This is a genomic window from Hydrogenophaga sp., from assembly GCF_050250835.1.
Classification (GTDB): Bacteria; Pseudomonadota; Gammaproteobacteria; order Burkholderiales; family Burkholderiaceae_C; genus Hydrogenophaga.
Genome location: NZ_JBFWNX010000010.1, coordinates 85,798 through 111,042, shown reverse-complemented (window position 1 = coordinate 111,042; position 25,245 = coordinate 85,798). Strand labels below are relative to the sequence as shown.

General features: G+C 64.2%; 26 protein-coding genes. 18 read left to right on the top strand and 8 right to left on the bottom strand.

Annotated features, from left to right (window positions below; translation table 11 throughout):
* From fabG to nagZ, 18 genes are all read left to right on the top strand, one after another.
* Complete coding sequence (gene fabG / locus AB7F11_RS13860; RefSeq protein ID WP_428291212.1) at positions 1-762, top strand: 3-oxoacyl-ACP reductase FabG; 762 nt, start codon at positions 1-3, stop codon at positions 760-762.
* A gap of 117 nt (positions 763-879) precedes the next feature.
* Positions 880-1,119, top strand: coding sequence for an acyl carrier protein (gene acpP, locus AB7F11_RS13855; RefSeq protein WP_068173947.1), 240 nt, complete (start codon positions 880-882; stop codon positions 1,117-1,119).
* Positions 1,120-1,212: 93 nt separating this feature from the next.
* The gene (fabF, locus tag AB7F11_RS13850) at positions 1,213-2,457 is read left to right on the top strand and encodes a beta-ketoacyl-ACP synthase II (RefSeq protein ID WP_428291211.1); all 1,245 of its coding nucleotides are present in this window, start codon (positions 1,213-1,215) and stop codon (positions 2,455-2,457) included.
* Positions 2,458-2,490: 33 nt separating this feature from the next.
* Positions 2,491-2,970, top strand: coding sequence for a hypothetical protein (locus AB7F11_RS13845; protein ID WP_428291210.1), 480 nt, complete (start codon positions 2,491-2,493; stop codon positions 2,968-2,970).
* Between the two features lie 55 nt (positions 2,971-3,025).
* Positions 3,026-3,667 carry an RNA polymerase sigma factor RpoE gene (gene rpoE, locus AB7F11_RS13840; RefSeq protein ID WP_428291209.1) on the top strand — a complete coding sequence of 214 codons (642 nt, stop codon included), beginning with the start codon at positions 3,026-3,028 and terminating at the stop codon, positions 3,665-3,667.
* Between the two features lie 76 nt (positions 3,668-3,743).
* On the top strand, positions 3,744-4,415 hold the full coding sequence (locus AB7F11_RS13835; RefSeq protein ID WP_428300783.1) for a sigma-E factor negative regulatory protein: 672 nt from the start codon (positions 3,744-3,746) through the stop codon (positions 4,413-4,415).
* Positions 4,416-4,478: 63 nt separating this feature from the next.
* Entirely contained in the window at positions 4,479-5,501 is a 1,023-nt protein-coding gene (locus AB7F11_RS13830) for a MucB/RseB C-terminal domain-containing protein (protein ID WP_428300782.1), read from the top strand.
* Positions 5,502-5,603: 102 nt separating this feature from the next.
* On the top strand, positions 5,604-7,115 hold the full coding sequence (locus AB7F11_RS13825; protein ID WP_428291206.1) for a DegQ family serine endoprotease: 1,512 nt from the start codon (positions 5,604-5,606) through the stop codon (positions 7,113-7,115).
* Between the two features lie 158 nt (positions 7,116-7,273).
* Entirely contained in the window at positions 7,274-7,561 is a 288-nt protein-coding gene (locus AB7F11_RS13820) for a hypothetical protein (protein WP_428300107.1), read from the top strand.
* Positions 7,562-7,634: 73 nt separating this feature from the next.
* Positions 7,635-9,443, top strand: a complete 1,809-nt coding sequence (lepA, locus tag AB7F11_RS13815; protein WP_428290984.1) for a translation elongation factor 4 — start codon at positions 7,635-7,637, stop codon at positions 9,441-9,443.
* Positions 9,443-10,420 (top strand): signal peptidase I, encoded by a 978-nt coding sequence (gene lepB / locus AB7F11_RS13810; RefSeq protein WP_428290983.1) that lies wholly within the window; start codon positions 9,443-9,445, stop codon positions 10,418-10,420. The genes lepA and lepB overlap by 1 nt, the downstream gene beginning before the upstream one ends.
* Positions 10,421-10,445: 25 nt before the next feature.
* The gene (locus tag AB7F11_RS13805; RefSeq protein ID WP_428290982.1) at positions 10,446-10,793 is read left to right on the top strand and encodes a DUF4845 domain-containing protein; all 348 of its coding nucleotides are present in this window, start codon (positions 10,446-10,448) and stop codon (positions 10,791-10,793) included.
* A gap of 43 nt (positions 10,794-10,836) precedes the next feature.
* A complete protein-coding gene (gene rnc / locus AB7F11_RS13800) occupies positions 10,837-11,577 on the top strand; it encodes a ribonuclease III (RefSeq protein ID WP_428290981.1) in 741 nt (246 codons plus the stop codon).
* 4 nt (positions 11,578-11,581) lie between these two features.
* Positions 11,582-12,589, top strand: coding sequence for a GTPase Era (era, locus tag AB7F11_RS13795; RefSeq protein ID WP_428290980.1), 1,008 nt, complete (start codon positions 11,582-11,584; stop codon positions 12,587-12,589).
* Positions 12,590-12,622: 33 nt separating this feature from the next.
* The gene (gene recO, locus AB7F11_RS13790; protein WP_428290979.1) at positions 12,623-13,441 is read left to right on the top strand and encodes a DNA repair protein RecO; all 819 of its coding nucleotides are present in this window, start codon (positions 12,623-12,625) and stop codon (positions 13,439-13,441) included.
* Positions 13,438-14,214 (top strand): pyridoxine 5'-phosphate synthase, encoded by a 777-nt coding sequence (locus AB7F11_RS13785; protein ID WP_428290978.1) that lies wholly within the window; start codon positions 13,438-13,440, stop codon positions 14,212-14,214. The genes recO and AB7F11_RS13785 overlap by 4 nt, the downstream gene beginning before the upstream one ends.
* Positions 14,211-14,603, top strand: a complete 393-nt coding sequence (gene acpS, locus AB7F11_RS13780; protein ID WP_428290977.1) for a holo-ACP synthase — start codon at positions 14,211-14,213, stop codon at positions 14,601-14,603. The genes AB7F11_RS13785 and acpS overlap by 4 nt, the downstream gene beginning before the upstream one ends.
* Positions 14,604-14,625: 22 nt before the next feature.
* Positions 14,626-15,711, top strand: a complete 1,086-nt coding sequence (gene nagZ / locus AB7F11_RS13775) for a beta-N-acetylhexosaminidase (RefSeq protein WP_428290976.1) — start codon at positions 14,626-14,628, stop codon at positions 15,709-15,711.
* 18 nt (positions 15,712-15,729) lie between these two features.
* Here nagZ and AB7F11_RS13770 read toward each other — a convergent pair whose 3' ends face one another.
* The 8 genes from AB7F11_RS13770 to asd all read right to left on the bottom strand — a co-directional run bounded on the left by AB7F11_RS13770 (position 15,730) and on the right by asd (position 25,164).
* Positions 15,730-16,410, bottom strand: a complete 681-nt coding sequence (locus tag AB7F11_RS13770) for an LON peptidase substrate-binding domain-containing protein (RefSeq protein WP_428290975.1) — start codon at positions 16,408-16,410, stop codon at positions 15,730-15,732.
* A complete protein-coding gene (accD, locus tag AB7F11_RS13765; RefSeq protein WP_428290974.1) occupies positions 16,407-17,285 on the bottom strand; it encodes an acetyl-CoA carboxylase, carboxyltransferase subunit beta in 879 nt (292 codons plus the stop codon). The genes AB7F11_RS13770 and accD overlap by 4 nt, the downstream gene beginning before the upstream one ends.
* Positions 17,286-17,434: 149 nt before the next feature.
* The gene (trpA, locus tag AB7F11_RS13760) at positions 17,435-18,244 is read right to left on the bottom strand and encodes a tryptophan synthase subunit alpha (protein WP_428290973.1); all 810 of its coding nucleotides are present in this window, start codon (positions 18,242-18,244) and stop codon (positions 17,435-17,437) included.
* Entirely contained in the window at positions 18,241-19,509 is a 1,269-nt protein-coding gene (gene trpB / locus AB7F11_RS13755) for a tryptophan synthase subunit beta (RefSeq protein ID WP_428290972.1), read from the bottom strand. The genes trpA and trpB overlap by 4 nt, the downstream gene beginning before the upstream one ends.
* A 46-nt stretch (positions 19,510-19,555) precedes the next feature.
* A complete protein-coding gene (locus AB7F11_RS13750) occupies positions 19,556-20,239 on the bottom strand; it encodes a phosphoribosylanthranilate isomerase (RefSeq protein ID WP_428290971.1) in 684 nt (227 codons plus the stop codon).
* Positions 20,236-21,057, bottom strand: coding sequence for a tRNA pseudouridine(38-40) synthase TruA (gene truA / locus AB7F11_RS13745; RefSeq protein WP_428290970.1), 822 nt, complete (start codon positions 21,055-21,057; stop codon positions 20,236-20,238). The genes AB7F11_RS13750 and truA overlap by 4 nt, the downstream gene beginning before the upstream one ends.
* Before the next feature lie 23 nt (positions 21,058-21,080).
* Positions 21,081-23,768, bottom strand: coding sequence for a FimV/HubP family polar landmark protein (locus tag AB7F11_RS13740; protein WP_428290969.1), 2,688 nt, complete (start codon positions 23,766-23,768; stop codon positions 21,081-21,083).
* Between the two features lie 265 nt (positions 23,769-24,033).
* The gene (asd, locus tag AB7F11_RS13735; protein ID WP_428290968.1) at positions 24,034-25,164 is read right to left on the bottom strand and encodes an aspartate-semialdehyde dehydrogenase; all 1,131 of its coding nucleotides are present in this window, start codon (positions 25,162-25,164) and stop codon (positions 24,034-24,036) included.
* Positions 25,165-25,245 lie beyond the last annotated feature (81 nt).

The following is a 25,245-nucleotide window of genomic DNA, read 5'->3' as shown; positions in this document are numbered from 1 at the left end:
ATGTCTGAAACTCAATTCGCCGGCCAGGTGGCCCTGGTCACGGGCGCTTCCCGTGGCATTGGCGCCGCCATCGCCCATGAGCTCACGCTGCGCGGGTTGACCGTCATCGGCACCGCCACCAGCGTCGAAGGCGCTGCCCGCATTGGCGCAGCGCTCAATGCATTGCCGGGTGCTGCCAGTGGTTGCCGTGGAGCAAAGCTTGACGTCAACGATGCGGCAGCAGCCGACGCGCTCATTGATGAGATCGTCAAGGCCCATGGTGGTTTGCAGGTGCTGGTGAACAACGCCGGCATCACGCGCGACATGCTGGCCATGCGCCTGAAGGATGACGATTGGGATGCGGTGCTCGACACCAACCTCAAGGCTGTCTTCCGCATGAGCCGTGCCGTGATCCGTCCCATGATGAAGCAGCGTTACGGCCGCATCCTGAGCATCACCAGCGTGGTCGGGGCCTCGGGCAATGCAGGCCAGGCCAACTACGCCGCTGCCAAGGCCGGCGTGGCGGGCATGACGCGCGCGCTGGCGCGCGAACTGGGTAGCCGAAACATCACGGTGAACTGCGTCGCGCCGGGTTTTATCGAGACCGACATGACCGCCGCACTCCCCGAAGAGCAGCAGAAAGCGCTGCTGGGTCAGATTCCGCTTGGCCACCTGGGCAAACCTGCCGACATCGCGCACGCGGTGGCCTATCTGGCCAGCCCACAGGCGTCGTACGTCACGGGCCAGGAGCTTCACGTCAACGGCGGCATGTTCATGGCCTGAGCCCACAGGGCGCACAGCGTTCCCGCGCCGCGAAAGCCGCCCGGCGGGCCATCTGGGGAGACCTCCCTGGGACGGCTAAAATGGCGGCCTGTATTTCAACCACCCTCAGAGGGACTTATGAGCGATATCGAAGCACGTGTTAAGAAAATCATTGCCGAGCAACTCGGCGTGGAAGAGGGTCAGGTTACCAATGAGAAAGCCTTCGTGGCCGACCTGGGTGCCGATTCTCTGGACACGGTGGAACTCGTGATGGCCCTGGAAGACGAGTTCGGCATCGAGATCCCCGACGAGGACGCCGAAAAGATCACTACCGTTCAGAACGCCATCGACTACGCGATGGCCCATCAGAAAGCCTGATGGCAAACGCATGACCGCCGGGTTGCCTTGGCGTGCCCAGGCGTTCCGGGGTCGACGCGTTGGACTTTCAACGCACCGTCCTGAGGATCAAGAATGAGTCGTCGTCGCGTGGTCGTCACCGGCCTGGGATGCATCAGCCCTGTGGGAAACACCGTGGCAGACGCCTGGGCCAACCTGCTGGCAGGCCAGTCGGGTATCGGCCCCATCACCAAATTCGACGCCACGAACTTTGCCTGCCGCATTGCGGGGGAGGTCAAGGATTTCGATCTGGCTTCGTACATCGGCGCCAAGGAAGCGCGGTCGATGGACACTTTCATCCACTACGGCATTGCCGCCGCCCATCAGGCGGTGCTCGATTCGGGCCTGCCGGTGGGTGAGGCGCTGGACGAGGAACTCGCCACCCGGATTGGTTGCATCATCGGGTCGGGCATCGGCGGTCTGCCGCAAATCGAAGAAACACACACCGAACTCATGAACCGGGGTCCACGCCGGATCTCTCCGTTCTTCGTACCGGCCTCCATCATCAACATGATTGCGGGGCATGTCTCGATCCGGTTCGGTTTCAAGGGTCCCAACCTGGCGGTGGTCACGGCCTGTACCACCGGCCTGCACTGCATTGGCGAAGCAGCTCGAAAGATCGAGTACGGCGATGCCGACGTGATCGTGGCTGGTGGCTCGGAGGCCACCGTCTCGCCACTGGGCGTGGGGGGCTTTGCCTCCATGCGCGCGCTCTCCACCCGCAACGACGACCCCGCCACCGCTTCCCGCCCCTGGGATCGCGACCGTGACGGCTTTGTGCTGGGCGAGGGCGCGGGCGTGATGGTGTTGGAAGAGTACGAGCATGCACGCGCTCGCGGTGCGCGCGTCTACGCCGAATTGAGCGGCTACGGCATGAGTGCCGATGCCGGTCACATGACGGCTCCCAATATGGACGGCCCGCGCCGTGCCATGGTGAACGCTTTGCGCAACGCCGGCATCAATCCCGACGAGGTGAACTACCTCAATGCCCACGGCACGTCCACGCCGCTGGGCGATGTGAACGAGAGCAATGCCATCAAGGCGGCATTGGGTGACCACGCCAGCAAGATCGTCGTCAACTCGACCAAATCCATGACCGGGCACCTGCTCGGAGGCGCGGGTGGCATTGAAAGCGTGTTCACCGTGCTGGCCTTGCACCACCAGAAAAGTCCGCCGACCATCAACATCTTCAATCAGGATCCGGAGTGCGACCTGGACTACTGCGCCAATGCCGCACGCGACATGAAGATCGAGGTGGCCGTGAAGAACAATTTCGGCTTTGGTGGCACCAACGGCACGCTGGTTTTCCGACGCGCCTGAACTCGACGATCGCTTCTATCTTCCCCGACCTGCATGCACAACGCCCCATCGGTGACCTACCCGGTGGGGCGTTGCCGCTTTTTCGCCGTGCTGCTGTCGATGTTGGGCCTGGCGGGGCTCTGGGTGCTGATTCTTTGGTGGGTGGCGGCAAGTCCTGCTTCCGTGTTCCAACAGTGGGAGGGATGGGGCGGGTTGACGCTCGGGATGGCCTGGGGGCTGTGGGCGGCAATTGCCTGGCGGGGCTCGCCCCGTGGGGGGTTGACGTGGGATGCGCACGCACCTGCTGCGTCCCTGTCACCCGAAGAGGCCCGCGGGGCCTGGCGCTGGCGCGATTCGGTCTCTGTGGAGGCCGTGCGCCTGGCGGGAGTGGATTTCATTGTCGATCTGCAGATCCTGGCTTTGCTGCGTCTTCACGGCGCGCAGCAAAGCCCGCGCTGGGTCTGGGTGGAGCGGTGGCGAAAGCCGGAGCATTGGAACGACCTCAGGCGCGCGCTCCAATCCAGCAGCGCCTGAACGCTTGTCCTGCAAGCCTGGCGGCGCCAAGCGCTTGGGTTATATTTTCGCGCGCATGACACTCGAAGATCACACCGCTCCCCCGCCGCCGGACAGCGATGTCATGCTGGTACAGCGCACGCTTGCCGGGGAGCAGAAGGCTTTCGAGATGCTGGTCGTCAAGTACCAGCGCCGCGTCGAACGTCTGATCGGTCGCATGGTGCGCGACGGCGACCTCGTCCAGGACATTGCCCAGGAAACGTTCATTCGGGCCTATCGGGCCCTGGCCCAGTTTCGCGGCGACGCGCAGTTCTACACCTGGCTCTACCGGATTGCCGTGAATACCGCCAAGAAACAACTCATGGAACTCAAGCGCGACCCGCTGGTCTTCCAGTCGCAGATGAAATCGGCGGATGATGATGAAACTTCCGCCCCGGAACGCGAACTAAATTCGGGAGTGGCCGATACCGAGACGCCCGAAGCGGTGTTGGCGAGCAAGGAAATTGCCCTGGCGGTCAACGCTGCCATGGACGCGCTGCCCGAAGAGTTGCGCATGGCGATCACCCTGCGAGAGATCGAGGGCATGAGCTACGAAGAAATTGCCAGTGCGCTGGATTGTCCGATCGGAACGGTGCGTTCCCGGATATTCAGGGCCCGTGAGGCGATTTCAGGGCGCATCAGGCCAATGCTGGAGCGCCAGACAGGGAAACGCTGGTAGGGGCAGCATGGCGCGCCGCCCACGGTGGCCGCTTTCGCCTCTGGAAATTGGGATGTCCATCATGAATGCCTCAGAAATGAAATCGAACCCGTTGACCTCCCCAGACGCGTTGTCCGCGCTGGTTGATGGTGAGCTTGATGCCAGCGGCCTCCGCAGTCTGCTGGAGGAAGTCGAGGTGCAACCACAGTCCTTGGGGAGTTGGCATGCCTATCAGGTGATCGGCGAAGTCTTGCGCGGTTCAAGTGGGGTGGTGTGTGCGCAGGCACCTGGTGATTTTCTGGCGGGTGTGCGAGAGCGACTGAAATCGGAAGTGGCGTTGGATGTGGCGCCGCCTGTGGTGGCCCGCGTCGCGCCAGCGCCTGCATCGGCGGCCAACGATCCGGTTTTTCGATGGAAGATACTGGCAGGTTTCGCTTCGCTGGCCGCGGTCATGGCCGTAAGCTGGGGTGTGATCGGGGGGGCGTCCCAGGGCGCAGGCGGCCAGGTCGGACCGCAACTGGCGAGTTCGGCATCGCCGGCCTCGGTGGCGCCCGGCGTGGCCGGCCCGCCTGTCGCGGTGCCTGTGGCCAGCACGACGCCCTCACCACCCTCCAACGAGTTGGTGGTGAACACCGGCCAAGGCCCATTGATCCGCGATGCGCGGCTCGAGGAATTGCTGGCCGAGCACCGTCAGCATGGTGGTATGTCGGCGCTGCAAATGCCCACCGGCTTCATTCGCGGCGCCACCTACGACGCCTCCGGACGCTGAACCACCATGACGTCTGTCTTGACTCTTCCCTCGCATTTCCTTCGGCCATTTCCACAACCTGCATTGCTGGTTCCGGCCTGGCCGGGCATCCGTCGCTGGAGTGCGATGGCCCTGCTGGCACTGTCCTCGGGTCTCTCGGCACCGACCTACTCTCAGACGACGGCGCCTGCACAGGCGGCATCGCGCAGCGTCAACGAGTGGCTCACCCGGATGCACGAAGGTTCTCGCCAGCGCGCTTACATCGGCACGCTGGTGGTGTCGGCGGGTTCGGCCATGTCAGCCTCCAAGATCTGGCATGTCTGCGATGGCAACCAGCAGATGGAGCGCATCGACACCCTGACCGGCACACAGCGCACCACCATCCGGCGCAACAACGAGGTCATCACCTTCGTGCCCGAGGCCAAGACGGCGCTGGTGGAAAAGCGCGACTCGCTGGGCATGTTCCCCGAGTTGTTGCGCACGCCCAGCAACGTCATCCCGCAGTTCTACCAGGCGCGCGAAGTCGGCGTCCAGCGTGTCGCCGGCCATCTGGCCGACATGGTCGAGATCCTGCCGCGCGATGAATTGCGGTTTGGCTACCGCATCTGGTCCGAGCAGCAGTCTGGCCTGGTGGTCAAGCTCCAGACGCTTGGACAGCAGGGAGGCGTGCTTGAACAGATGGCGTTCTCCGAATTGCAGCTGGACGCACCGGTCAGCATGGAAAAGCTCAAGAAGCTCATGAAAGACACACGGGGCTATGAGGTGCACAAGCCCGCCCTGAAGAAGACCACGGCGGAGGCCGAAGGCTGGCGCCTCAGGGAAGCCGTGCCGGGTTTCAGTCCCATGAGCTGCCACACCCGGGACAACGGCACGCCTCAGCCTCCCGGCTCAGCTCCCATGCAATGGGTCTTTTCCGATGGGCTGGCTTCTGTTTCCCTGTTCGTCGAGCCCTTTGATCCACTGCGCCATGTTCAAGAGTCTTCGGCGGTCGTCGGTGCGACCCACTCGGTCAGCCGCCGAGTGGGCGAACACTGGCTGACGGTGCTTGGCGAGGTGCCGGATCAAACCTTGCGCCGCTTTGCCCTGGCGCTGGAACGGACTCGCTGATGGATGGACCCTCTTGCACGGCACGTGTGCGCCACCATTTGCGTGTCTTCTTGTGTCCGGCATCGTCCCATTCAATCTGCGCTTGAGCATCAAAGGATCAACATGACGCGTTTTGCTTCCCACCCTTCGGTGTTGTCGATGTTGGCCAGCGCCGTGCTGGTCGTCGGCGGTGCCACGGCCCTCATGATGCATTCACCGGCATTGGCTCAGGCTGCCGTGGTTCCCACCGTTCCTCCGGCCGGCAGCGTCCGGGGCCTCCCTGACTTCACCGACCTGGTGGATCAGGTGGGCCCCTCGGTGGTCAACATCCGCACCCTGGAGCGCGCCAGCGCCAACAGCGGTTCCGCCAGCGGGCCCGACGAACAGATGCTGGAGTTCTTCCGCCGGTTCGGCATTCCCATTCCCCCCGGCATGACGCCCCGCAACCCCAGACCCGATCGAGGCGGACCGCCCGAAGACGCGCAGCCACGCGGCGTCGGATCGGGCTTCATACTCAGCACCGATGGCCTGATCATGACCAACGCGCACGTGGTCGACGGCGCCGACGAAGTCATCGTCACACTGCCCGACAAGCGCGAGTTCAAGGCCAGGATTGTCGGGACGGACAAGCGCACCGACGTCGCGGTGGTCAAGATCGAGACCAGCGGCCTGTCCGCCGTGAAGATTGGCGATGTGAATCGACTGCGAGTGGGGGAATGGGTGATGGCCATCGGCTCGCCGTTCGGCCTGGAGAACACCGTCACCGCCGGCATCGTCAGCGCCAAGCAGCGCGACACCGGGGACTTCCTGCCCTTCATTCAGACCGACGTGGCGATCAACCCGGGCAATTCGGGCGGGCCGCTGATCAACATGCGCGGAGAGGTCGTCGGTATCAACAGTCAGATCTACTCGCGCTCGGGTGGCTTCCAGGGCATCTCCTTCGCGATCCCGATTGATGAAGCAGTGCGCGTGTCAGACCAGCTCAAGGCCACCGGGCGCGTGACGCGTGGGCGCATCGGCGTGCAGATCGACCAAGTGAGCAAAGAAGTGGCCGAGGCAATTGGACTGGGCCAACCCAGGGGCGCCCTGGTACGTGGTGTCGAGCCCAACTCTCCCGCTGCGCGGGCCGGCGTGGAACCAGGCGACATCATCCTGAAGTTCGACGGCAAGGAGATCGACAAGTCGGTGGATCTGCCGCGCCTGGTGGGCAACACCAAGCCGGGCAACAAGAGTGCGATGACGGTGTTCCGGCGAGGCAGCCAGCGCGAACTCTCCATCACCGTGGCAGAACTCGAGCCCGAAAAGTCCGAAGTCCGTGCATCCGCGCCAGAGCCGAGCAAGCCGCCATCGAGCAACGCGCTGCAAGCCCTCGGACTGAACCTGGCCGACCTTACCGCCGCCGAGAAAAAAGAGCTCAACCTGAAAGGTGGCGTGCGCATCGTCTCGGCCGAAGGTCCTGCGGCCCGAGCCGGACTGCGCGAAGGCGACGTGATCGTGGCCATGGCCAACATCGAGACCGCCAGCGTCAAGGACCTTGAGGCGGCGCTTGGCAAGGCCGACAAGACCAAACCGATCAACGTGCTGTTCCGTCGAGGCGAGTGGGCCCAGTACGCCGTGATCCGTCCACCGCGCTGAAACGCCCCTCAGACCGTGTGCGCCAATAACCCCCGGCCCCGATTGGGATTTGGGGGTTTTTTTCGGCGGTGGTCGTTTTGCCACACGGGGTTTTCCTGAGCCCATGGCATCGCGACCAAAGGAAAAGTTTGTGATCGCTAACAAACCTAAGGTGGCTCTTGACCGATTTCGCTAAAATGGCGTCCGTTCTGAAGAAATTCCTGTGCCCATGTGCCCTGTCGATTCACGATGTGGGAGTGCCGCAGGAAGCCCCCAGGTCATCCACAGCTGCCTCACAAGGCGTCCACTTTTCTTGTGGATTTTCTGTGAATAACTTTGATGTTGCTGCGCTGCAACAAGGCTTTTGCGCCGGTTTGATGGTTTGCTTTCTGGGCTTTTTGCCTACAATGAAACCCCAACTATCGCAGTTGCCATTGATTGTTGGTTACGGGCGCGTCAGCAGCTGACGCGCCCGTTTTTTATGGCCGCACGTTCCTGCTGGAGCCCGCGGTTTCTCTCGTGTCCGAGCCTTTTTTCCCGATGAATCACATCCGCAATTTCTCGATCATTGCTCACATCGATCATGGCAAGTCGACGTTGGCCGATCGCATCATTTCCTTGTGCGGTGGCCTGTCGGACCGCGAGATGAGCGAGCAGGTGCTCGACTCGATGGACATCGAGAAGGAACGTGGCATCACCATCAAGGCGCAGACCGCTGCGCTCAAATACAAGGCACGTGACGGTCAGATCTACAACCTCAATCTGATCGACACGCCCGGCCACGTCGACTTCTCCTACGAGGTCTCGCGCTCTCTTTCTGCCTGCGAAGGCGCATTGCTGGTCGTGGATGCCAGCCAGGGCGTGGAGGCCCAGACCGTCGCCAACTGCTACACCGCGCTTGATCTTGGGGTGGAGGTGGTGCCGGTGCTCAACAAGATGGATCTGCCCAATGCCGATCCGGAGAACGCCAAGAGCGAGATCGAGGACGTCATCGGCATTGACGCAAGCGATGCGATCCCTTGTTCGGCCAAGACCGGCATGGGTGTCGAGGACATCCTGGAGGCCGTGGTGGTGCGCATTCCCGCACCTAAGGGCATGCCCGATGCACCTCTGCGCGCCATGATCGTCGACAGCTGGTACGACGCCTACGTGGGCGTGGTCATGCTGGTGCGCGTGGTCGACGGGCGCCTGTTGAAGGGCGAGCGTTTCAAGATGATGGCCACCAACACCGTCTACAACGCCGACAGCCTGGGTGTGTTCACGCCGGCCAACGAACCTCGCGAAGCGCTCCACGCCGGTGAGGTGGGCTACATCATCGCGGGTATCAAGGAGCTCCAGGCGGCGAAGGTTGGCGACACCATCACACTGGAGAAAAAGCTGCCCAACAACGCCGGACCGGCGACCGAGGCCCTGCCCGGGTTCAAGGAAGTGCAGCCGCAGGTCTTTGCCGGCCTGTACCCGACCGAGGCCAATCAGTACGATGCGCTGCGCGACGCGCTGGAAAAACTCAAGCTTAACGACGCTTCGCTGCACTATGAGCCTGAGGTGTCGCAAGCCTTGGGCTTCGGCTTTCGCTGCGGATTCCTGGGCCTGCTGCACATGGAGATCGTGCAGGAACGTCTGGAGCGCGAATTCGACCAGGACCTGATCACCACCGCGCCGAGCGTGGTCTACCAGGTGGTCAAGCCCGACGGCGAGGTGATCATGGTCGAGAACCCGTCGAAGATGCCTGACCAAGGCCGCATCGAGGAAATTCGCGAGCCCATCGTGACGGTGCATCTGTACATGCCTCAGGAGTACGTGGGCGCGGTGATGACGCTGGCCAACCAGAAGCGCGGCGTGCAGCTGAACATGGCCTATCACGGCAAGCAAGTCATGCTGACCTACGACATGCCGCTGGGCGAGATCGTGCTGGACTTTTTCGACAAGCTCAAATCGGTCAGTCGTGGCTACGCGTCGATGGACTACGAGTTCAAGGAGTACCGGGCTTCCGATGTGGTCAAGGTCGACATCCTGCTCAACGGGGAGAAGGTGGACGCCCTGTCCATCATCGTTCACCGCACTCAGTCTCAGTACCGGGGACGGGCGGTGGCCGCCAAGATGCGTGAGATCATCAGCCGCCAGATGTTCGACGTGGCGATCCAGGCGGCCATTGGCGGCAACGTGATTGCGCGGGAGACCATCAAGGCGTTGCGCAAGAACGTGCTGGCAAAATGCTATGGCGGCGACATCACGCGAAAACGCAAACTCCTCGAAAAACAGAAAGCAGGCAAGAAGCGCATGAAACAGATCGGCTCGGTCGAGGTGCCCCAGGAGGCCTTCCTCGCCATTTTGCAGGTGCAGGACTGATGCAGGCGCTCATGGGAACAATGACCGCGGTGGTTCTGGCGGCGTTTGCCTCTTACGCGCTGGCCTGGTACTCCGGTGTGGTGGAGGGCAATTTCGCGGTGCTCTTGATGATGGCCACCGTGGTGACGGGCGTGTACTGGCTGGCCGAGCGCGCAATCTTTCTGCCTCAACGCCGCCGCGCTGCCAAGAAGTTGCTGGAAGAGCACAACATGCGCAAGGAAGCCCTGCTTCAACAGGGTTTCAGCCAGATTGAGGGAGACGTGGAAGGCGCCCGCCAGAAGCTTCTGATGCAGCCCTGGTGGCTGGACTGGACGGCGGGTCTGTTCCCGGTGATCCTGGCGGTTTTCGTGCTGCGCTCCTTCCTGTTCGAGCCCTTCAAGATTCCTTCGGGCTCCATGATCCCCACCCTGCGCGTGGGCGACCTCATCCTGGTGAACAAATTCCACTACGGCGTGCGCCTGCCGGTGTTCAACACCAAGATCCTGAACAACAACGATCCCCAGAGGGGCGACGTGATGGTGTTCCGCTACCCGCCGCAGCCGAGTCTGGACTACATCAAGCGAGTGATCGGTGTGCCCGGAGACGAGGTGTCCTACGTCAACAAGCAGCTCACGGTCAATGGCAAGCCTGTGCCACGCGTGGCCGCCCCTGAGTTCTTTGACAGCGACAGCATGCGCTACTCGCGCCAGTTCCGCGAGACGCTGGGCGAGCGCCAGTACAACACGCTCAACGACGACGATCGGGCCGCGTTCATCAACCGATCCACCGATTTTCCCTACCTCGATCAATGCCGCTACACCGTCGAAGGCGTCACCTGCAAGGTGCCGGCGGGCCACTATTTCATGATGGGCGACAATCGGGACAATTCACTCGACTCACGGTATTGGGGGTTCGTGCCCGAAGCGAATATCGTAGGCAAGGCCTTTTTCGTCTGGATGAACTTCGGCGACCTCGGCCGCATCGGGTCGTTCGAGTGACAGCAAGTCTCAGGAGAATGAAGTCATGGCATTGAAACGTCAACAAAAGGGCTTGACCTTCATCGGTCTGATCATCGTAGGGGTGCTGTTGGCCTACACGGGCGTCATCCTGGCCCAGGTGGCGCCCACCTACATCGAGTACATGGCCGTCCAGAAGGCGGTGGACAAGGCCGCCGGCGGCACCACGGTGGCCGAGGTGCGCAGCACTTTCGACAAGGCGGCTCAGATCGACGACATCCGGACCATTTCCGGCAAGGACCTGACCGTGGGCAAGGAGGGCGATCGGGTCGTGGTGTCCTTCGCCTACCTGCGCGAGATCCACCTGGTGGGTCCGGCGCACCTCGTGATGAAGTACGAGGGACGATCCAAATGATGGTTGCCGTGGACTGGAAGCGTCCCGGCGGGCGCCCTGTGCCTTGAACCCGGAGCTTGTGGCGCTGCAAAAGCGCCTGCAACACCAGTTTGCCAACCCGCGCCTGCTAGAGCGCGCGCTCACGCACCGCAGTTTCACCGCCGATCACAACGAACGTCTCGAGTTTCTCGGTGACTCGGTGCTCAGCCTGGCTGTCTCCGGCCTGCTGTTCGAAAAGCTGAACCAGTTGCCCGAGGGTGATCTTTCCCGTGTGCGCGCCAACCTCGTCAAACAGGACACGCTCGCGCAGATCGCCACAGGGCTGGGGATTTCCGTCGGCTTGCGTCTGGGGGATGGAGAAAAGCGCTCCGGCGGTCACAAGCGTCCCTCCATACTGGCTGACGCGCTCGAAGCTGTGATCGGCGCGGTCTATCTCGACGCGGGCTTCGAAGCTGCCGCAGCGGTTGTGCATCGGCTCTACAGCGGTATTGAACTCAACGCCCAGATGAGCGCGATGGGCAAGGACCCCAAGACCGAATTGCAGGAGTGGCTACAGGCGCGCAAAATGAAACTGCCGGTCTATCGCGTGGTTGCCACGCTGGGCGAGGCGCACCAGCAGACCTTTGACGTGGAGTGCACCGTGACGGAAACCGGTCACTGCGAACGCGGCATCGGGGCTTCCAGGCGCGCTGGCGAGCAGGCGGCTGCGGCCGCCATGTTGCAACACCTCCATGCCGCGACGTCCCCTGCCGGCGTCCCAGCACCCGAGGCTCCCGTGGTCAACCGCGCTGCCCAGTCATCCTGAATCCATGTCCGCTGCCCCTGCACAACCGCCTTCCAATCCCGAGCTCGACGCCATGCTGGCGCGCGCCCTGGGAAGGGAATCCTCCGCCCCCGCAAGCGCCGCAGAAGAAGCGCCCCAACTGGTAGACCCTGCCGACCAGCGCTGTGGTTACGTTGCCATTGTGGGCAAACCCAATGTTGGCAAGTCGACCCTGCTCAACGCGTTGGTGGGCCAGAAGGTCAGCATCACTTCGCGCAAGGCCCAGACCACGCGGCACCGCATCACCGGAATGCGCACCGTGGGCCCAACGCAGTTCGTCTTCGTGGACACGCCGGGTTTCCAGACCCGCCACGGTAACGCCCTCAATCGCGCGCTCAACAAAACCGTGGTGGGTGCGGTGAGCGACGTGGACCTGATTCTTTTCGTGGTGGAGGCCGGGCATTTCAATCTGGCCGATGCCAAGGTACTTTCACTGCTGCCAGCCAATGTGCCAGTGGTGCTGCTGGCGAACAAGTTTGATCTGGTGCATCGGCGTGGCGACCTGGCGCCTTGGCTGCGCTCCATGCAGGAGCGTCATCCTTTTGCCGAGTTCGTGCCCATGTCGGCCAAGGCGCAAAAGGACATTCAGCGCTTGTTCGCCATTTGCGAGAAGTACCTGCCACAGCAAGCGTGGATGCACGATCCCGACGAGCTGACGGATCGAAGCGAGCGCTTCATGGCCAGCGAGATGGTGCGAGAGAAGCTGTTCCGCCTCACCGGTGATGAATTGCCGTACACGTCCACCGTGGTGATTGACAAGTTCGAGGAAGAGGGAGCGCTCAAGCGCATCGCCGCGACCATCGTGGTGGAGCGCGAGGGACACAAGGGCATGGTGATTGGCGAGGGTGGAGAGAAGCTCAAGCGCATCGGCACGGAGGCCCGTCAGGAGCTGGAGAAGCTCTGGGACTGCAAGGTGTTCCTGGAGTTGTGGGTGAAGGTGCGATCCGGGTGGGCGGACGACGATGCCCGGGTGCGCTCCTTCGGCTACGAGTAGAGCGGGTCCGCTGGACGCACCAGGCCGCGCCCCATGGCCCTGAAACGATTCATCGACGAACCCGCCTTCGTCCTCCACCGCTACGACTGGAGCGAGACCAGCCTGGTGCTCGAGGTCTTCACCCGGCACCATGGCCGCATTGCACTGGTGGCCAAAGGGGTGAAGCGGCCCAGTTCCCAGTTTCGGCCAGTGCTGCTGCCCCTGCAGCCGCTGCATGTGTCCTGGACTGGAGACGCCGAAGTGCGCACGCTCAAAGGCGCCCAATGGCAGGGGGGTCACGTCATGCCCACCGGCGAAGCGCTGGTCTCGGGCAGTTACCTCAACGAATTGCTCATGCGCTTGCTGGCACGCGACGATCCCCATGAGCGCCTGTTCGATCACTTCACCACCGCCGTGCAACTGCTGGCCGAAAAAAGCGATGCTCAGCAACTCATCTTGCGCGCCTTCGAATTGCTGCTGCTGCGAGATGTGGGGCTGCTGCCCGACCTCTCTCAGGAGGGCAGCACGCTTTCCCAGCTCGACCCGCTGCGCCGCTATGTGCTGGTGCCGGAGAGCGGGCTGAGCGCCGCCCCGGCCGACGACGAACAGGCGCTTATCGGCGCCCGGTGGCTGGAGCTGCAGGTGGCCATGGACGAACCGACGCCGTTCGTGCCTACCTTGCGCGCCTGCGGCTCGTGCCTGCAGGCGATCCGCCTGCCGCTGCGCAACCTGCTGCACTACCATTGCGGTGTGCGTGTGTTCAAAACCCGCCAACTGATGCTCGACGTGCAGGCCATGACCCGACGCTCACCGCCGGCGGAACTGGACGGCGATTCCCCTTCCGATCCGAACCCCAGCGTGACCGCTCCATGACCGTGGCTCCTGTTTCCCCGAATCTCCCGACGGCGCTGTCGGTGAACCTCAACAAGGTGGCCCTGGTGCGCAACACGCGCCACCTGGGCATTCCCTCCGTCACGCGCGCGGCCGCACTGTGCCTGCAGGCCGGAGCGCACGGCATCACGGTGCACCCGCGTCCCGACGAACGCCATATCCGCGCTCAGGACGTGCACGAACTGGCGGCGCTGCTCAAGGACTGGCCAGATCGCGAGTACAACATCGAGGGCAATCCGTTCCACAACCTCATGGACTTCGTGCGCGCCGTGAGGCCGCACCAGGTGACTTTCGTGCCCGACAGCGAAGGTCAGTTCACCAGCGATCATGGTTGGAACTTCCCGGCCGATGCCGAGCGCCTGCGCCCGCTGGTCGCCGAAGCCAAGGCGCTGGGTGCGCGCGTGAGCCTGTTCATGGATGCCGAACCGGACCCGATGGCGGGTGCCAAGGCGGTGGGTGCCGATCGGGTGGAGCTCTACACCGAGCCCTATGCAGCCGCATGGGCCACCGTACAACGTCGGGATGTGCAGCTCGAACGCTTTCGTGTCGCTGCACGGGCGGCGCTGGACGTCGGGCTGGGTGTCAATGCGGGACACGACCTCAACCTCGACAACCTGACCGCGTTCGTGCGCACCGTGCCCAGTGTGAGCGAGGTGTCCATCGGCCATGCCTTGATTTCCGACGCCCTGGAGATGGGCTACGCCGCCACCATCGCCGCCTACAACCGCTGCATCGCCGAAGCCTTCGCCTCATGATTTACGGGATCGGCACCGACATCTGCGACATCCGCCGCCTGGAGGCGACCTTCGGGCGGCAGGGCGAGCGCTTCGTGCAGAAGGTGCTTTCCGAGGCCGAGATCGCAGTCTGGCGCCGTCGCAGCGCGCGCAACGCGCAGCGTGGTCTGCGTTTCCTGGCCACGCGATTTTCTGCCAAAGAAGCCTTCTCCAAAGCCATCGGGCTTGGCATGCGCATGCCCATGAGCTGGCGGCGCTGTGAAATCTCCAACCTGCCTTCGGGCCAGCCTGTCATCGTGCTGCACGGCGAGCTCAAGACCTGGTTCGAAGCCCAGCGGTTGCGCGCCCATGTGACCGTGACCGACGAGACGGACTACGCCGCCAGCTTTGTGGTCGTCGAACGGACCTGACTCGTCCCATCCCCATTCACCCATGAACCCCCACGCTCCACTTGTCATTGACGTCGCGGGCCACCGGCTCACCACGCTCGACCGCCAGCGCCTGGCCCACCCGCTGGTGGGTGGCGTGATCCTTTTCGGCCGCAACTGGAAGGACCGCGATCAACTCACGGCGCTGTGCCGCCAGATCAAGGCCGTGCGCCCCGACCTGTTGATCGCCGTGGACCACGAAGGTGGTCGGGTTCAGCGCTTTCGCACCGATGGCTTCACCCACCTGCCACCCATGGCAACTCTAGGCGCACTGTGGATGCGCGAAGGCAAGGCGGAGGGTGTGGCGGCGCTGGAGGCCACGAACGCCGCGACTGCTGTCGGCTACGTGCTCGGCGCCGAGCTGCGTGCGTGCGGCATTGACCTGAGTTTCGCGCCGGTGCTGGATCTGGACTTCGGTGAAAGTTCGGTCATCGGCGACCGATCCTTCGGGCGCGATCCACGCATGGTCACACTGCTGGCGCAAAGCCTCATGCACGGTTTGCTGCAAAGCGGCATGGGGCACTGCGGCAAGCATTTTCCCGGCCATGGCTTCGTGCAGGCGGACTCGCATCTCGCCATTCCGGTGGATCCCCGAGGCCTGGATGCCATCCTGGCCGATGACGCAGCGCCCTACGGCTGGCTGTCGGCCAGTCTGCAGGCCGTGATGCCGGCGCACGTCATCTACCCCCGCGTGGATCAGCGCCCGGCGGGCTTCTCGGCGCGCTGGTTGCAGGACGTGCTCAGGCGCCAACTGGGTTTCACCGGGGCCATCTTCAGCGACGACCTGAGCATGGCCGCTGCGCGCCAGATCGACGGCCAGGCGGTGAACTTCACGACGGCGACCCTGGCCGCGCTGCAAGCCGGCTGCGACCTCGTCTTGTTGTGCAACCAGTCGGTGGTGGACGGTGGTGCGCCCATCGACGAAGCCATTGATTCACTCGCGCGCGCGGTGGTGGAAGGGCGCTGGCAGCCAGATGCCGTTAGTGAGGAGCGCCGCCTGGCGCTGTTGCCGACCGCCCCGGCGCTGCCGTGGGATGCGCTGACGGTGAGCCCGCGTTACATGCAGGCGCTCTCACTGTTGCCCGCGTGAAGAGACGGCGAGGCTGTCTCAGTTTTCCAGGCCGAGCCGCTCCAGCAAGTCGGACACCAGTTCCAGCCGCAGCAGTGGGTTGTCCAGCGCCATCAGGCGTTGCTTGAGTTCTGGCGGTGCGGGCAGCAGCTCCGCCCAGCGGTTGGCGACCCAGCCGCTGTCGTCCCAACGGTAGGGCGGTCGCAAGGGCAGTTGCTCCAGGCTTTGCGGATCGCGCTCCTGCAGGTTGTTCAGCAGGCGTTGCAGCGCGTCGCGGGTGTTGACGAGGTGTTCTGGCACGGTCACGGTTGCTTCGGGTTCGTCCAGCTGTACATCGGCCACCCAAAGTCCGTGCGACAACTGGTTGCGGCGCGTCACTTGAAAGCGTTGCTGGCCCCGGCACTGAACCATCATCAGGCCCGGCTGGGGGCGTTCCAGTGATTCGATCCGGGCCAAGGTGCCAACGGGGTGGAACACCTCCTTGGCAAACGCGCCACCGCTGGGGGGTGCCGCCGGGTCGACGCGCCGTACCTCACTGCCTTCGCTCAGGCACACCACGCCAAAGGGCGCGCCGGCCTTGTGGCAGCGACCGATCATGTCCAGGTAGCGCACCTCAAAGATGCGCAAAGGCAACCAGCCGCCCGGGAACAGGACAGTCTGTAGCGGAAACAGGGGAAGCTGCTTGAGCTTCAGAGGCCCAGTCGCGGGCGCCGCATTCAATCGTTGACCACCGCGTCGGCGCTCTGGCGCTGCAGCATTGCCAGCAAGTTGGCAATGTGGGCACGCAGTTCGCGCCGGTCGCTGATGAAATCCACCGCACCCTTGGTCTGCAGGAACTCGGCGCGCTGGAAGCCTTCTGGCAGCTTCACCCGCACGGTGTTCTCGATCACGCGAGGGCCGGCGAAACCGATCAGTGCCTTGGGCTCTGCGATCACCACGTCGCCCACGAAAGCGAAACCGGCGCTCACACCGCCCATGGTGGGATCGGTCAGCACGCTGATGTAGGGCAGGCCCTTCTTGGCCAGTCGGGTAAGCGATGCATTGGTCTTGGCCATCTGCATGAGCGAGAGCAGGCCTTCCTGCATGCGTGCGCCGCCGGTGGCGGTGAAGCAGACAAAGGGCACCTTCTGGGCAATGGCTTCTTCCACGCCACGCACAAAGCGTTCGCCGACCACGGAGCCCATGGAGCCGCCCATGAAATCGAATTCAAAACACGCCGCGACCAGGCTGATGCCCAGGACCGAGCCGCCCATGACCACCAGCGCATCGGTTTCCCCTGTGGCTTCCAGCGCATCCTTTAGGCGCTCGGGATATTTGCGGCTGTCCTTGAATTTCAGCGCATCGACCGGCAGCACTTCCTGAGCGATTTCGTAGCGGCCTTCGGCGTCGAGAAAGGCGTTGAGCCTCGCACGCGCCCCGATGCGGTGGTGGTGGCTGCAATGTGGGCACACGTTCTGGTTTTTTTCCAGATCGTTTTTATAGAGCACCGCCTCGCAGCTCGGGCACTTGATCCACAGCCCCTCGGGCACGCTGCGGCGCTCGGTGGGGTCGGTGGGGGTGATCTTGGGGGGGAGCAGTTTTTCTAGCCAGGACATGGTGTTGTTCTCCTTGCGGACGGCAGGCGAAGTGGAATTAAACCATGCAAGTGGGCGCAAACGGGCCAGCCGCCGGGCCGCCCCCAAGGCAGGCCTCGCCCCTTTGGGGGGCAGCGACCCGCGCAGCGGTGGAGCGTGGGGGCGTCAAGTCAGGCGTCCAGCGCTTTTCGGATGGTGCGAAGGAATTGAGAAGCCACTGCCACGACTTTTTCATGCGGCTCGTTTTCAAGCAACTGGATGATCTTGCTGCCGATCACCACCGCGTCGGCCGTCTGGCCAATGGCGCATGCGGTTTCTGCATCGCGGATGCCGAAGCCCACACCCACCGGGATGTGCACATGCCGGCGGATGCGCGGCAGCATGGCTTCGACCTGGCCCACGTCCAGCGTGCCGGCGCCGGTCACGCCTTTCAGTGAAACGTAGTACACGTAACCGCTGGCCACGCGGGCGACCTGGGCCATGCGCTCGTCGGTCGAGGTGGGAGCCAGCAGGAAGATCAGGTCCATGCCATGCTCGCGCAGCGCAGAGGCGAAGTCCTCGCATTCCTCGGGTGGGTAGTCCACCACCAGCACACCGTCCACGCCGGCAACGCTGGCGTCGCGCACGAAGGCGCCAGCGCCGTGTTTCTGGTCGTAGCGCTCGACCGGGTTGGCGTAGCCCATGAGCACCACCGGTGTGGTGGTGTTGCGTTCACGAAAGCTGCGCACCATGGCCAGCACCTGCGTCATGCCAATGCCCAGGGCCAGCGCGCGGTCGCCGGCCTTCTGGATCACGGGGCCATCGGCGGCGGGATCGGAAAACGGCACGCCGAGCTCGATGACATCGGCGCCGGCCTCGGCCATGCCGTGCATCAGATCGGGTGTGATGTCGACAAAGGGGAAGCCGGCCGTGACATAGGGAATCAGGGCTTTGCGGTTTTTGGCCTTGAGTTGTGCGAAGGTCTGTTCGATGCGGCTCATTTGGTCTGGCCTCCCTTGACGGTCAGCCCGCGCATGGAGGGTCGGTCGTAAAAGTCCACGCCGGAGAGATCGGCCACGGTGCCGATGTCCTTGTCGCCACGTCCCGATAGGTTGACCAGGATGGACTGGTCGGGCTTCATGGTCTTGGCCAGCTTCATGGCATGGGCCACGGCGTGGCTGGATTCCAGCGCGGGGATGATGCCCTCTGTGCGGCACAGGTAGTGGAAAGCTGCCAGCGCCTCGGTGTCGGTGATGCCCACATACTCGGCGCGACCGATGTCTTTGAGGAAGGCGTGCTCGGGACCCACGCCGGGGTAGTCCAGGCCCGCGCTCACGCTGTGCGTCTCGGTCACCTGGCCGTTGTCGTCCTGCAGCACATAGGTGCGATTGCCGTGCAGAACGCCGGGGCTGCCCTTTTGCAACGAGGCCGAGTGCTTGCCACTCTCCAATCCCTCGCCAGCGGCCTCCACGCCGATCAGGCGCGTTTTCTCGTGTCCGATATAGGGATGGAAGATGCCCATGGCGTTGCTGCCGCCACCCACGCAGGCGATCACCACATCGGGTTGACTGCCTTGACAACCGGCGTCGGCCAGCATCTCGGGCATCTGCACCAGGCACTCCTCGCCGATCACGCTCTGGAAGTCGCGCACCATCATGGGGTAGGGGTGCGGGCCTGCCACCGTGCCGATGATGTAGAAGGTGTTGTCCACGTTGGCCACCCAGTCGCGCATGGCCTCGTTGAGCGCATCTTTCAGCGTCTTGCTGCCCGATTCCACTGGCACCACCGTGGCGCCCAGCAACTTCATGCGGTAGACGTTGGGGCTCTGGCGTTTCACGTCTTCGCTGCCCATGTACACCACACACTCCAGTCCATAGCGCGCGCAGATGGTGGCGGTGGCCACCCCATGCTGACCCGCCCCGGTCTCGGCGATGATGCGCGGCTTGCCCATGCGGCGGGCCAGCATGGCCTGGCCGATGGTGTTGTTGACCTTGTGCGCGCCGGTGTGATTGAGGTCCTCGCGTTTCAGAAATATCTGCGCGCCACCGGTCTCCCGGCTCATGCGCGCAGCGTGGTACACCGGGCTGGGTCGACCCACGAAATGGGCGAGTTCGCTCTTGAACTCTGCCAGGAACTCGGGGTCACGCTGGTACTTGGCGTACGCATCGCGCAGTTCGTTGATGGCATGGGTGAGCGTTTCGCTCACGAAGCTGCCGCCGTAGATGCCGAAGTGGCCTCGGGCGTCGGGTTGCTGGTAGGTCTGCATGGGGTGTTTCCGGTTCGGCTGCCGCCCGGACACCATGGAGGAGTCTTCAGGGCAGGCGGGAGATTTGTGCGTCGGCCGCTCGCACGGCGGCCACGAAGGCGAGCATCTTGTCGAAGTCTTTGATGCCCTTGGACATCTCGACCCCGGAGCTCACGTCAACGGCCCAGGGCCGTACGCGCAAGATGCCATCGGTCACGTTTGCAGGCGTGAGTCCACCAGACAAAACGAGGCGAGAGCTGGCGTTTAGAAGCGGATGTGACCAAGGAAATGCCGTCCAGTCGAAGGATTGACCACCACCGCCATAGCCCTCGACCAGCGCGTCGAGCAGGATGGCCTGGGCGGCCCGGTGATCTTCGGCGTATTTTAGGAGATCGAAGTCCTTGCCGTGCGACCCGGTGGGAATGCGCGCGGCCCGCATGTAGGGGCGACCGGCGGCCGCGCATTCGGCAGGTGACTCGTCGCCGTGAAACTGCAGCAGCGCCTGCGGAACGGCCCGGCTTCCTTGGGAAACGTATTCCGGGCTGGCATTGACGAACAGCAGCACCGGCGTGACGAAGGGAGGCAAGCGGCGCGCCAGTTCGCCAGCTCGCTGCGGCGTGACGTAACGGGGGCTCTTGTCGTAGAGCACGAATCCCACCGCATCGGCGCCGGCGCTCACAGCCGCATCCACGTCGTTCTCTCGCGTCAGGCCACAAATCTTGATGCGCGTGCGGTGATGGTGGGTGTTCATGGCAACCAGTCGAAGGCGGGCGTGCGCTCGGGCAGCCCCATGGACGCATCGTAGACCGGTCCGAGAAAGTACAGGCCATCGGGGGAGAAGGTGGGCGCGGCGGCATCGCGGCTGCGAGCCTGCAGGACCTCGGTCATCCATTCGGGTGGGCGGTTGCCAGTGCCGATGGCGATCAGGCAGCCCATGATGTTGCGAATCATGTGGTGCAAAAAGGCGGTGGCCTCGAATTCGAATCGCCAGTAGCTGCCGCGCCGGGACACGTCCGCCCGCAGCAGGTGCTTGATAGGCGAGTGGGCCTGGCATTGAGCGGCGCGAAACGACGTGAAGTCGTGTTCACCGAGCAGGACCTGTGCCGCCTGCACCATGGGCTCCAGAGCGAGCGGGCGGAACACCCATCCCACCTGGCCGGTGTCGACGCTGGGTCGCACGGGCGATTCGCTCAACACATAGGCGTATCGGCGTGTGCGCGCGCTGGCTCGGGCATGGAAGCTGTCGGGTACGTGGCGCGCCCATTGCACTGCAATGTCGTCGGGCAGGAAGCTGTTGGTTCCGCGCACCCAGGCGTTGTTCGGGCGGTCCAGCGTCGTGTCGAAATGCACCACCTGCATCAGCCCGTGCACGCCGGCATCGGTGCGGCCGGCGCAAAGGGTCTTCAAGGCCTCTTGTGCCGTGAAGCGGTTCAGCGCCAGCTCCAGTTGATCTTGCACGGTGCGGCCACCCGGCTGACTCTGCCAGCCGTCGTAGGCGCGTCCGTTGTAGCTCACTCCCAGCGCTACGCGCCGGCGCCGTTCAGCGCCTGGCGCCACGGAACTGGGCAAGGGGGAATTCAAGCCGGTGCTGGTCAGGCCAGGTCGGCAAGGAAGGTGCCGGCCTTGGTCTTGAGCGTGCCCGAGGCCTCGGCCAGAACTTCCTCGGCCAGGGAGCGGGCGCCCTCAAAGTCACCGATGGCTCGGAATTCCTCGGCCAGCGAGAGCTTGGTCTCCAGCGGGTTTTCTTCAGTGAGGCGACCCGAGCTGGTGTTGTCGTCCTGCGGCAGCTTGGACGGCGTGGCGTCCAGATCCAGATTGATGTCGTTGAGGTTGAACGACATCATCTCCGGCAGCGCAACGGGCTGACTGGGCGCGGCCGCAGGCGCTGGAACGTCGAGGTCGGGCGACATTGGCTCAGGCTGATCCAGGGACCCCCGCAGCGACGTGGTTTCGCCAGCCGCTGCTGCGTCGCCGTCCGGGCCCAGGGGCGTGGGACCGGAAGGGAAGTCGAGGTCGAAGTCCATCGACATGGAGGGCGGGGTTTGCTTGTCCTCCACGCGCTGGCTGGTCAGGGCTTCCGTGGCATTGAGATCGTCCATGCCGGAGAGTGCCGCGTCGGCTGCGACCAAGTCGGCTTTGCCGGATGCATCGAGTGGTGCGGGCGCCGAGGGCTCGTCCAGCGAGAAATCCAGGTCGAGATCGAGGTTGGCCATGTCCGACGGGGTGCCGGCGTTGGCAGTCTCGGCCAGCGTGCTGCTGCCGAAAGGCATGGTATTCATGCCGGCGCCCGCCAGGCCTGCGACCATACCCGCCTTCACGGCAGGAACACCGCCGGGCTGGTACAAGGGATTGGACGGATCGAGTTCGCGGCCGATTTCGCAGGCGTGCTCCCACTCGGGGCCCTGGCCCTGCGTCAATCCGTAGGCTTCGGTGGCGACCACTTCGAAGGCGCGGGCGTCGCGGCGCTTGGCATAGATTTCCAGCAGCTTGTTGTGAATCGCCACACGCGTTGGCGTGCTGCGCATCGCTTCCTTGAGGATTTCCTCGGCTTGCAGGTCTCGCCCGTAGGCCAGGTACACGTCGGCTTCGGCCACCGGGTCCACATCGCCGGCGGCGTCGAGCTGGCTGGGCGAATAGACCATGGAGGATCCCGAGGCCACCGACTCGGCGGTGTCGATGCGTTGGCCACCGCTGGAACCGAAGAACGAATCGGGCTGCAGGCGGCTCTCCAGGAAGGAGCTGTCCACGCTGGAGCCGTGCTTGCGCTGGCGCAGGCGGTAGAAGCCGAATGCCGCCAGCAAGGCCAGCAAGCCGCCGGCCAGGGGCAGCACCAGCGGGTTGTCGCGCAACTGGTCCATGAACGAAGGTTCGTCAGGCAGCGGGACCGGCACTGGCCTCGGGGCGGCCACCGGCGCGGGAGTGGTCGAAGGCGCGGAGGCCGCAGGTTCTGCAGGCGCAGCCACCGGCTGTGCGGCGGCGGGCTCGGACGCGGCTGCCATGGGCGGCGGCGTTGTGGGCAGGGTGACGGCCGGTGCGGCACTGGTGGGGGGTTCGGCAGCGGGGGGCGTCGGGGGCGCTGCGGCAGCCGGCGCTGCGGGTGCGGCTGGAGCGGTCGGCGTCGCAGCAGATGAGCCCGGTGCGGTACCCGCACCCAGCTTGGAAAGCTCCTCAATGTTGCGCGAGAGTTCGGCCACGCGGTTCGAGGCATCCTTCGCCTGGCGCTCCTTGGCAATCTGATCCTCGCGGCTGGCCTGGCCGGCCGCGGCCGCCGCTTCCTTCGACAGCGTCAGCTTGTCGGCCGATGGCGCAGCGGGCTTGGCGTCCTTGACTTCGGTCTGAATCTGACCCGCGGCCTGGCGATCGGCGGCGGCCACGCCCGCGTCGGGCGCACTGCCTGCCAGTCGGCGCCGGAACTCGTTGAAATCCCGGCTCTGGGCCGCAATGGTCTGGCGCGCTTCACCCGGGTTGATGGCGGCAGCTTCCTGTTGTGCCGGCAGATCGAGGACCGCACCGGCCTTGACGCGGTTGACGTTGCCGCCGATGAAGGCATTTGGGTTGGCGCGCAACATGGCGACCAGCATCTGGTCCAGCGAGACGTTGGCCGGGCGGTTGGCCGCCGCAATGCGGCCAGCGGTGTCGCCTGCCTGTACGCGCACCTGTCCGCCTCCGCTGCTGGCCGCAACGGGTGCGGGAGCTGGCGCGGGCGCAGGGTTTGCAATGGGGGCCGGCGCCGGCGCCGGCGCACTTGCGGCTGGCGACGCAGGCTGTGGCGGGCGGACCGCAGGTGCGGGTGCGATCGGTGGAATGGGACGCGGTGCCTGCGCGGTGGAGGGCGGTGGTGCTGCCACACCAGGCGCCAGCGGCACGGGCTGGGGCGCGGGCCGCAGGTTGGGCGGATCGAACAGCAGGGTGTAGTCGCGCACGATGCGGCCCGACGACCAGTTGGCTTCAACGATCAGGTCAACGAAGGGTTCGGTGATGGGGCGCGAACTGGTCAGGCGCAGATAGGCGCGGCCATCCGCGCGGCGTTGCAGGCTGATCTGCACGCTGGCCAGGGCGGCACCGTAGTCGACACCGGCAGCGCGGAAGGCGTCGGACGAAGCCAGGCCCACGCGAAGACTGGAGGCTTCTTCGCTGTTGATGTCGGGAACTTCGATTTCGGCTCGCAGGGGTTCACCCAGCGCCGACTGAACCACTACCCGGCCCAGCGCCAGCGCCTGAGCGTCCGAGGGGTGCAGCAGGGTGGTGCAAAGCAGTGCCGCCGCAGCGACCGCATGCAACCGGGCAAGACCTCGGACTCCTACGCTTTGTTGCGAGGATCGGGTCTTTGGAGATGGGGTTTGACTGGGGGTGGATGGCACTTGGACCTCGACGTAAAAAACCGAGAATTGACCTTAACATCAACAGATTACGGTGACAAGCTGAGAATCCGCTTGAGTTTCTCAGCCGGTCATCTACTGCGATGAGGCGTCGCGTTTGCGTTGCAGAGGCGCAACGTGATCTGCTGCCGCCGGATACCAGTTCCGTCCAGCTCCCGGAAGCGGCTCAGGCCTCCAGCAGGATGCGCAGCATGCGACGCAGTGGCTCGGCCGCACCCCAGAGCAACTGGTCTCCGATGGTGAAGGCACCCACGTACTCCGGGCCCATTGCCAGCTTGCGCACGCGTCCCACGGGGATGGTCATCGTGCCGGTCACAGCCACCGGGGTCAGATCCCTAAGCGTGGCTTCTTTTGTGTTCGGCACCACCTTCACCCAGTCGTTGTCGGCGGCGATCATGGCTTCAATATCGGCCACGGGTACATCCTTCTTGAGCTTGAAAGTCAGGGCCTGGCTGTGGCAGCGCATGGCGCCCACGCGAACGCAGAAGCCGTCCACCGGGATAGCCGCCGAATTGAAGCCCTCACCCATGCCGAGGATCTTGTTGGTCTCGGCCATGCCCTTCCATTCTTCCTTGGACATGCCGTTGCCCAGGTCTTTGTCGATCCAGGGAATCAGCGAACCGCCCAGAGGTACACCGAAATTCGCCGTTTCGGCATCGCTCAGCGCCCGCTGCCGGGCGATAACCTTGCGGTCGATCTCGAGGATGGCGCTCTTGGGGTCGTCCAGCAGCGCCTTGACTTCGGCGTTGAGCGTGCCGTATTGGGTGAGCAGTTCGCGCATGTGCTGGGCACCGCCGCCAGAGGCGGCCTGGTAGGTCTGGGTGCTCATCCACTCGACGAGGCCGGCCTTGTACAGGGCGCCCACGCCCATGAGCATGCAGCTCACGGTGCAGTTGCCGCCGATCCAGTCCTTGCCGCCGTTGGCCAGGGCCTTCTGGATCACCGGCAGGTTGACCGGGTCGAGAATGATGACGGCGTCTTTCTCCATGCGCAGCGCGGAGGCGGCGTCGATCCAGTGGCCCTTCCAGCCGGCTGCGCGCAGTTTGGGGTAGACCTCGTTCGTGTAGTCACCGCCCTGGGCCGTGATGACGATGTCGCAGCGCTGGAGCGCCTTGATGTCGTGCGCGTCCTGCAAGGCGGTTTCGTTCTTGGCCATGGCCGGGGCCTTGCCGCCGGCATTGGATGTGGAGAAGAACAGCGGTTCGATCAGGTCGAAATCGTTCTCTGCGACCATGCGGTCCATCAGCACGGAACCGACCATGCCGCGCCAGCCTACGAGGCCTACCAACTTGCTCATTTTCAACGCCCTTTCAGTTTAAAAACAGTACAGACCAGACTGTTTGCCCCGGCTCGTCTGGCCAGGGAGGGCGCACGACGA

Bases quoted from the DNA above. Each gene is read 5' to 3' on its own strand.
- fabG (WP_428291212.1), top strand. From the start codon at position 1: ATGTCTGAAACTCAATTCGCCGGCCAGGTGGCCCTGGTCACGGGCGCT.
- acpP (WP_068173947.1), top strand. From the start codon at position 880: ATGAGCGATATCGAAGCACGTGTTAAGAAAATCATTGCCGAGCAACTC.
- fabF (WP_428291211.1), top strand. From the start codon at position 1,213: ATGAGTCGTCGTCGCGTGGTCGTCACCGGCCTGGGATGCATCAGCCCT.
- AB7F11_RS13845 (WP_428291210.1), top strand. From the start codon at position 2,491: ATGCACAACGCCCCATCGGTGACCTACCCGGTGGGGCGTTGCCGCTTT.
- rpoE (WP_428291209.1), top strand. From the start codon at position 3,026: ATGACACTCGAAGATCACACCGCTCCCCCGCCGCCGGACAGCGATGTC.
- AB7F11_RS13835 (WP_428300783.1), top strand. From the start codon at position 3,744: ATGAAATCGAACCCGTTGACCTCCCCAGACGCGTTGTCCGCGCTGGTT.
- AB7F11_RS13825 (WP_428291206.1), top strand. From the start codon at position 5,604: ATGACGCGTTTTGCTTCCCACCCTTCGGTGTTGTCGATGTTGGCCAGC.
- lepA (WP_428290984.1), top strand. From the start codon at position 7,635: ATGAATCACATCCGCAATTTCTCGATCATTGCTCACATCGATCATGGC.
- lepB (WP_428290983.1), top strand. From the start codon at position 9,443: ATGCAGGCGCTCATGGGAACAATGACCGCGGTGGTTCTGGCGGCGTTT.
- AB7F11_RS13805 (WP_428290982.1), top strand. From the start codon at position 10,446: ATGGCATTGAAACGTCAACAAAAGGGCTTGACCTTCATCGGTCTGATC.
- era (WP_428290980.1), top strand. From the start codon at position 11,582: ATGTCCGCTGCCCCTGCACAACCGCCTTCCAATCCCGAGCTCGACGCC.
- recO (WP_428290979.1), top strand. From the start codon at position 12,623: ATGGCCCTGAAACGATTCATCGACGAACCCGCCTTCGTCCTCCACCGC.
- AB7F11_RS13785 (WP_428290978.1), top strand. From the start codon at position 13,438: ATGACCGTGGCTCCTGTTTCCCCGAATCTCCCGACGGCGCTGTCGGTG.
- acpS (WP_428290977.1), top strand. From the start codon at position 14,211: ATGATTTACGGGATCGGCACCGACATCTGCGACATCCGCCGCCTGGAG.
- nagZ (WP_428290976.1), top strand. From the start codon at position 14,626: ATGAACCCCCACGCTCCACTTGTCATTGACGTCGCGGGCCACCGGCTC.
- accD (WP_428290974.1), bottom strand. From the start codon at position 17,285: ATGTCCTGGCTAGAAAAACTGCTCCCCCCCAAGATCACCCCCACCGAC.
- trpA (WP_428290973.1), bottom strand. From the start codon at position 18,244: ATGAGCCGCATCGAACAGACCTTCGCACAACTCAAGGCCAAAAACCGC.
- trpB (WP_428290972.1), bottom strand. From the start codon at position 19,509: ATGCAGACCTACCAGCAACCCGACGCCCGAGGCCACTTCGGCATCTAC.
- AB7F11_RS13750 (WP_428290971.1), bottom strand. From the start codon at position 20,239: ATGAACACCCACCATCACCGCACGCGCATCAAGATTTGTGGCCTGACG.
- asd (WP_428290968.1), bottom strand. From the start codon at position 25,164: ATGAGCAAGTTGGTAGGCCTCGTAGGCTGGCGCGGCATGGTCGGTTCC.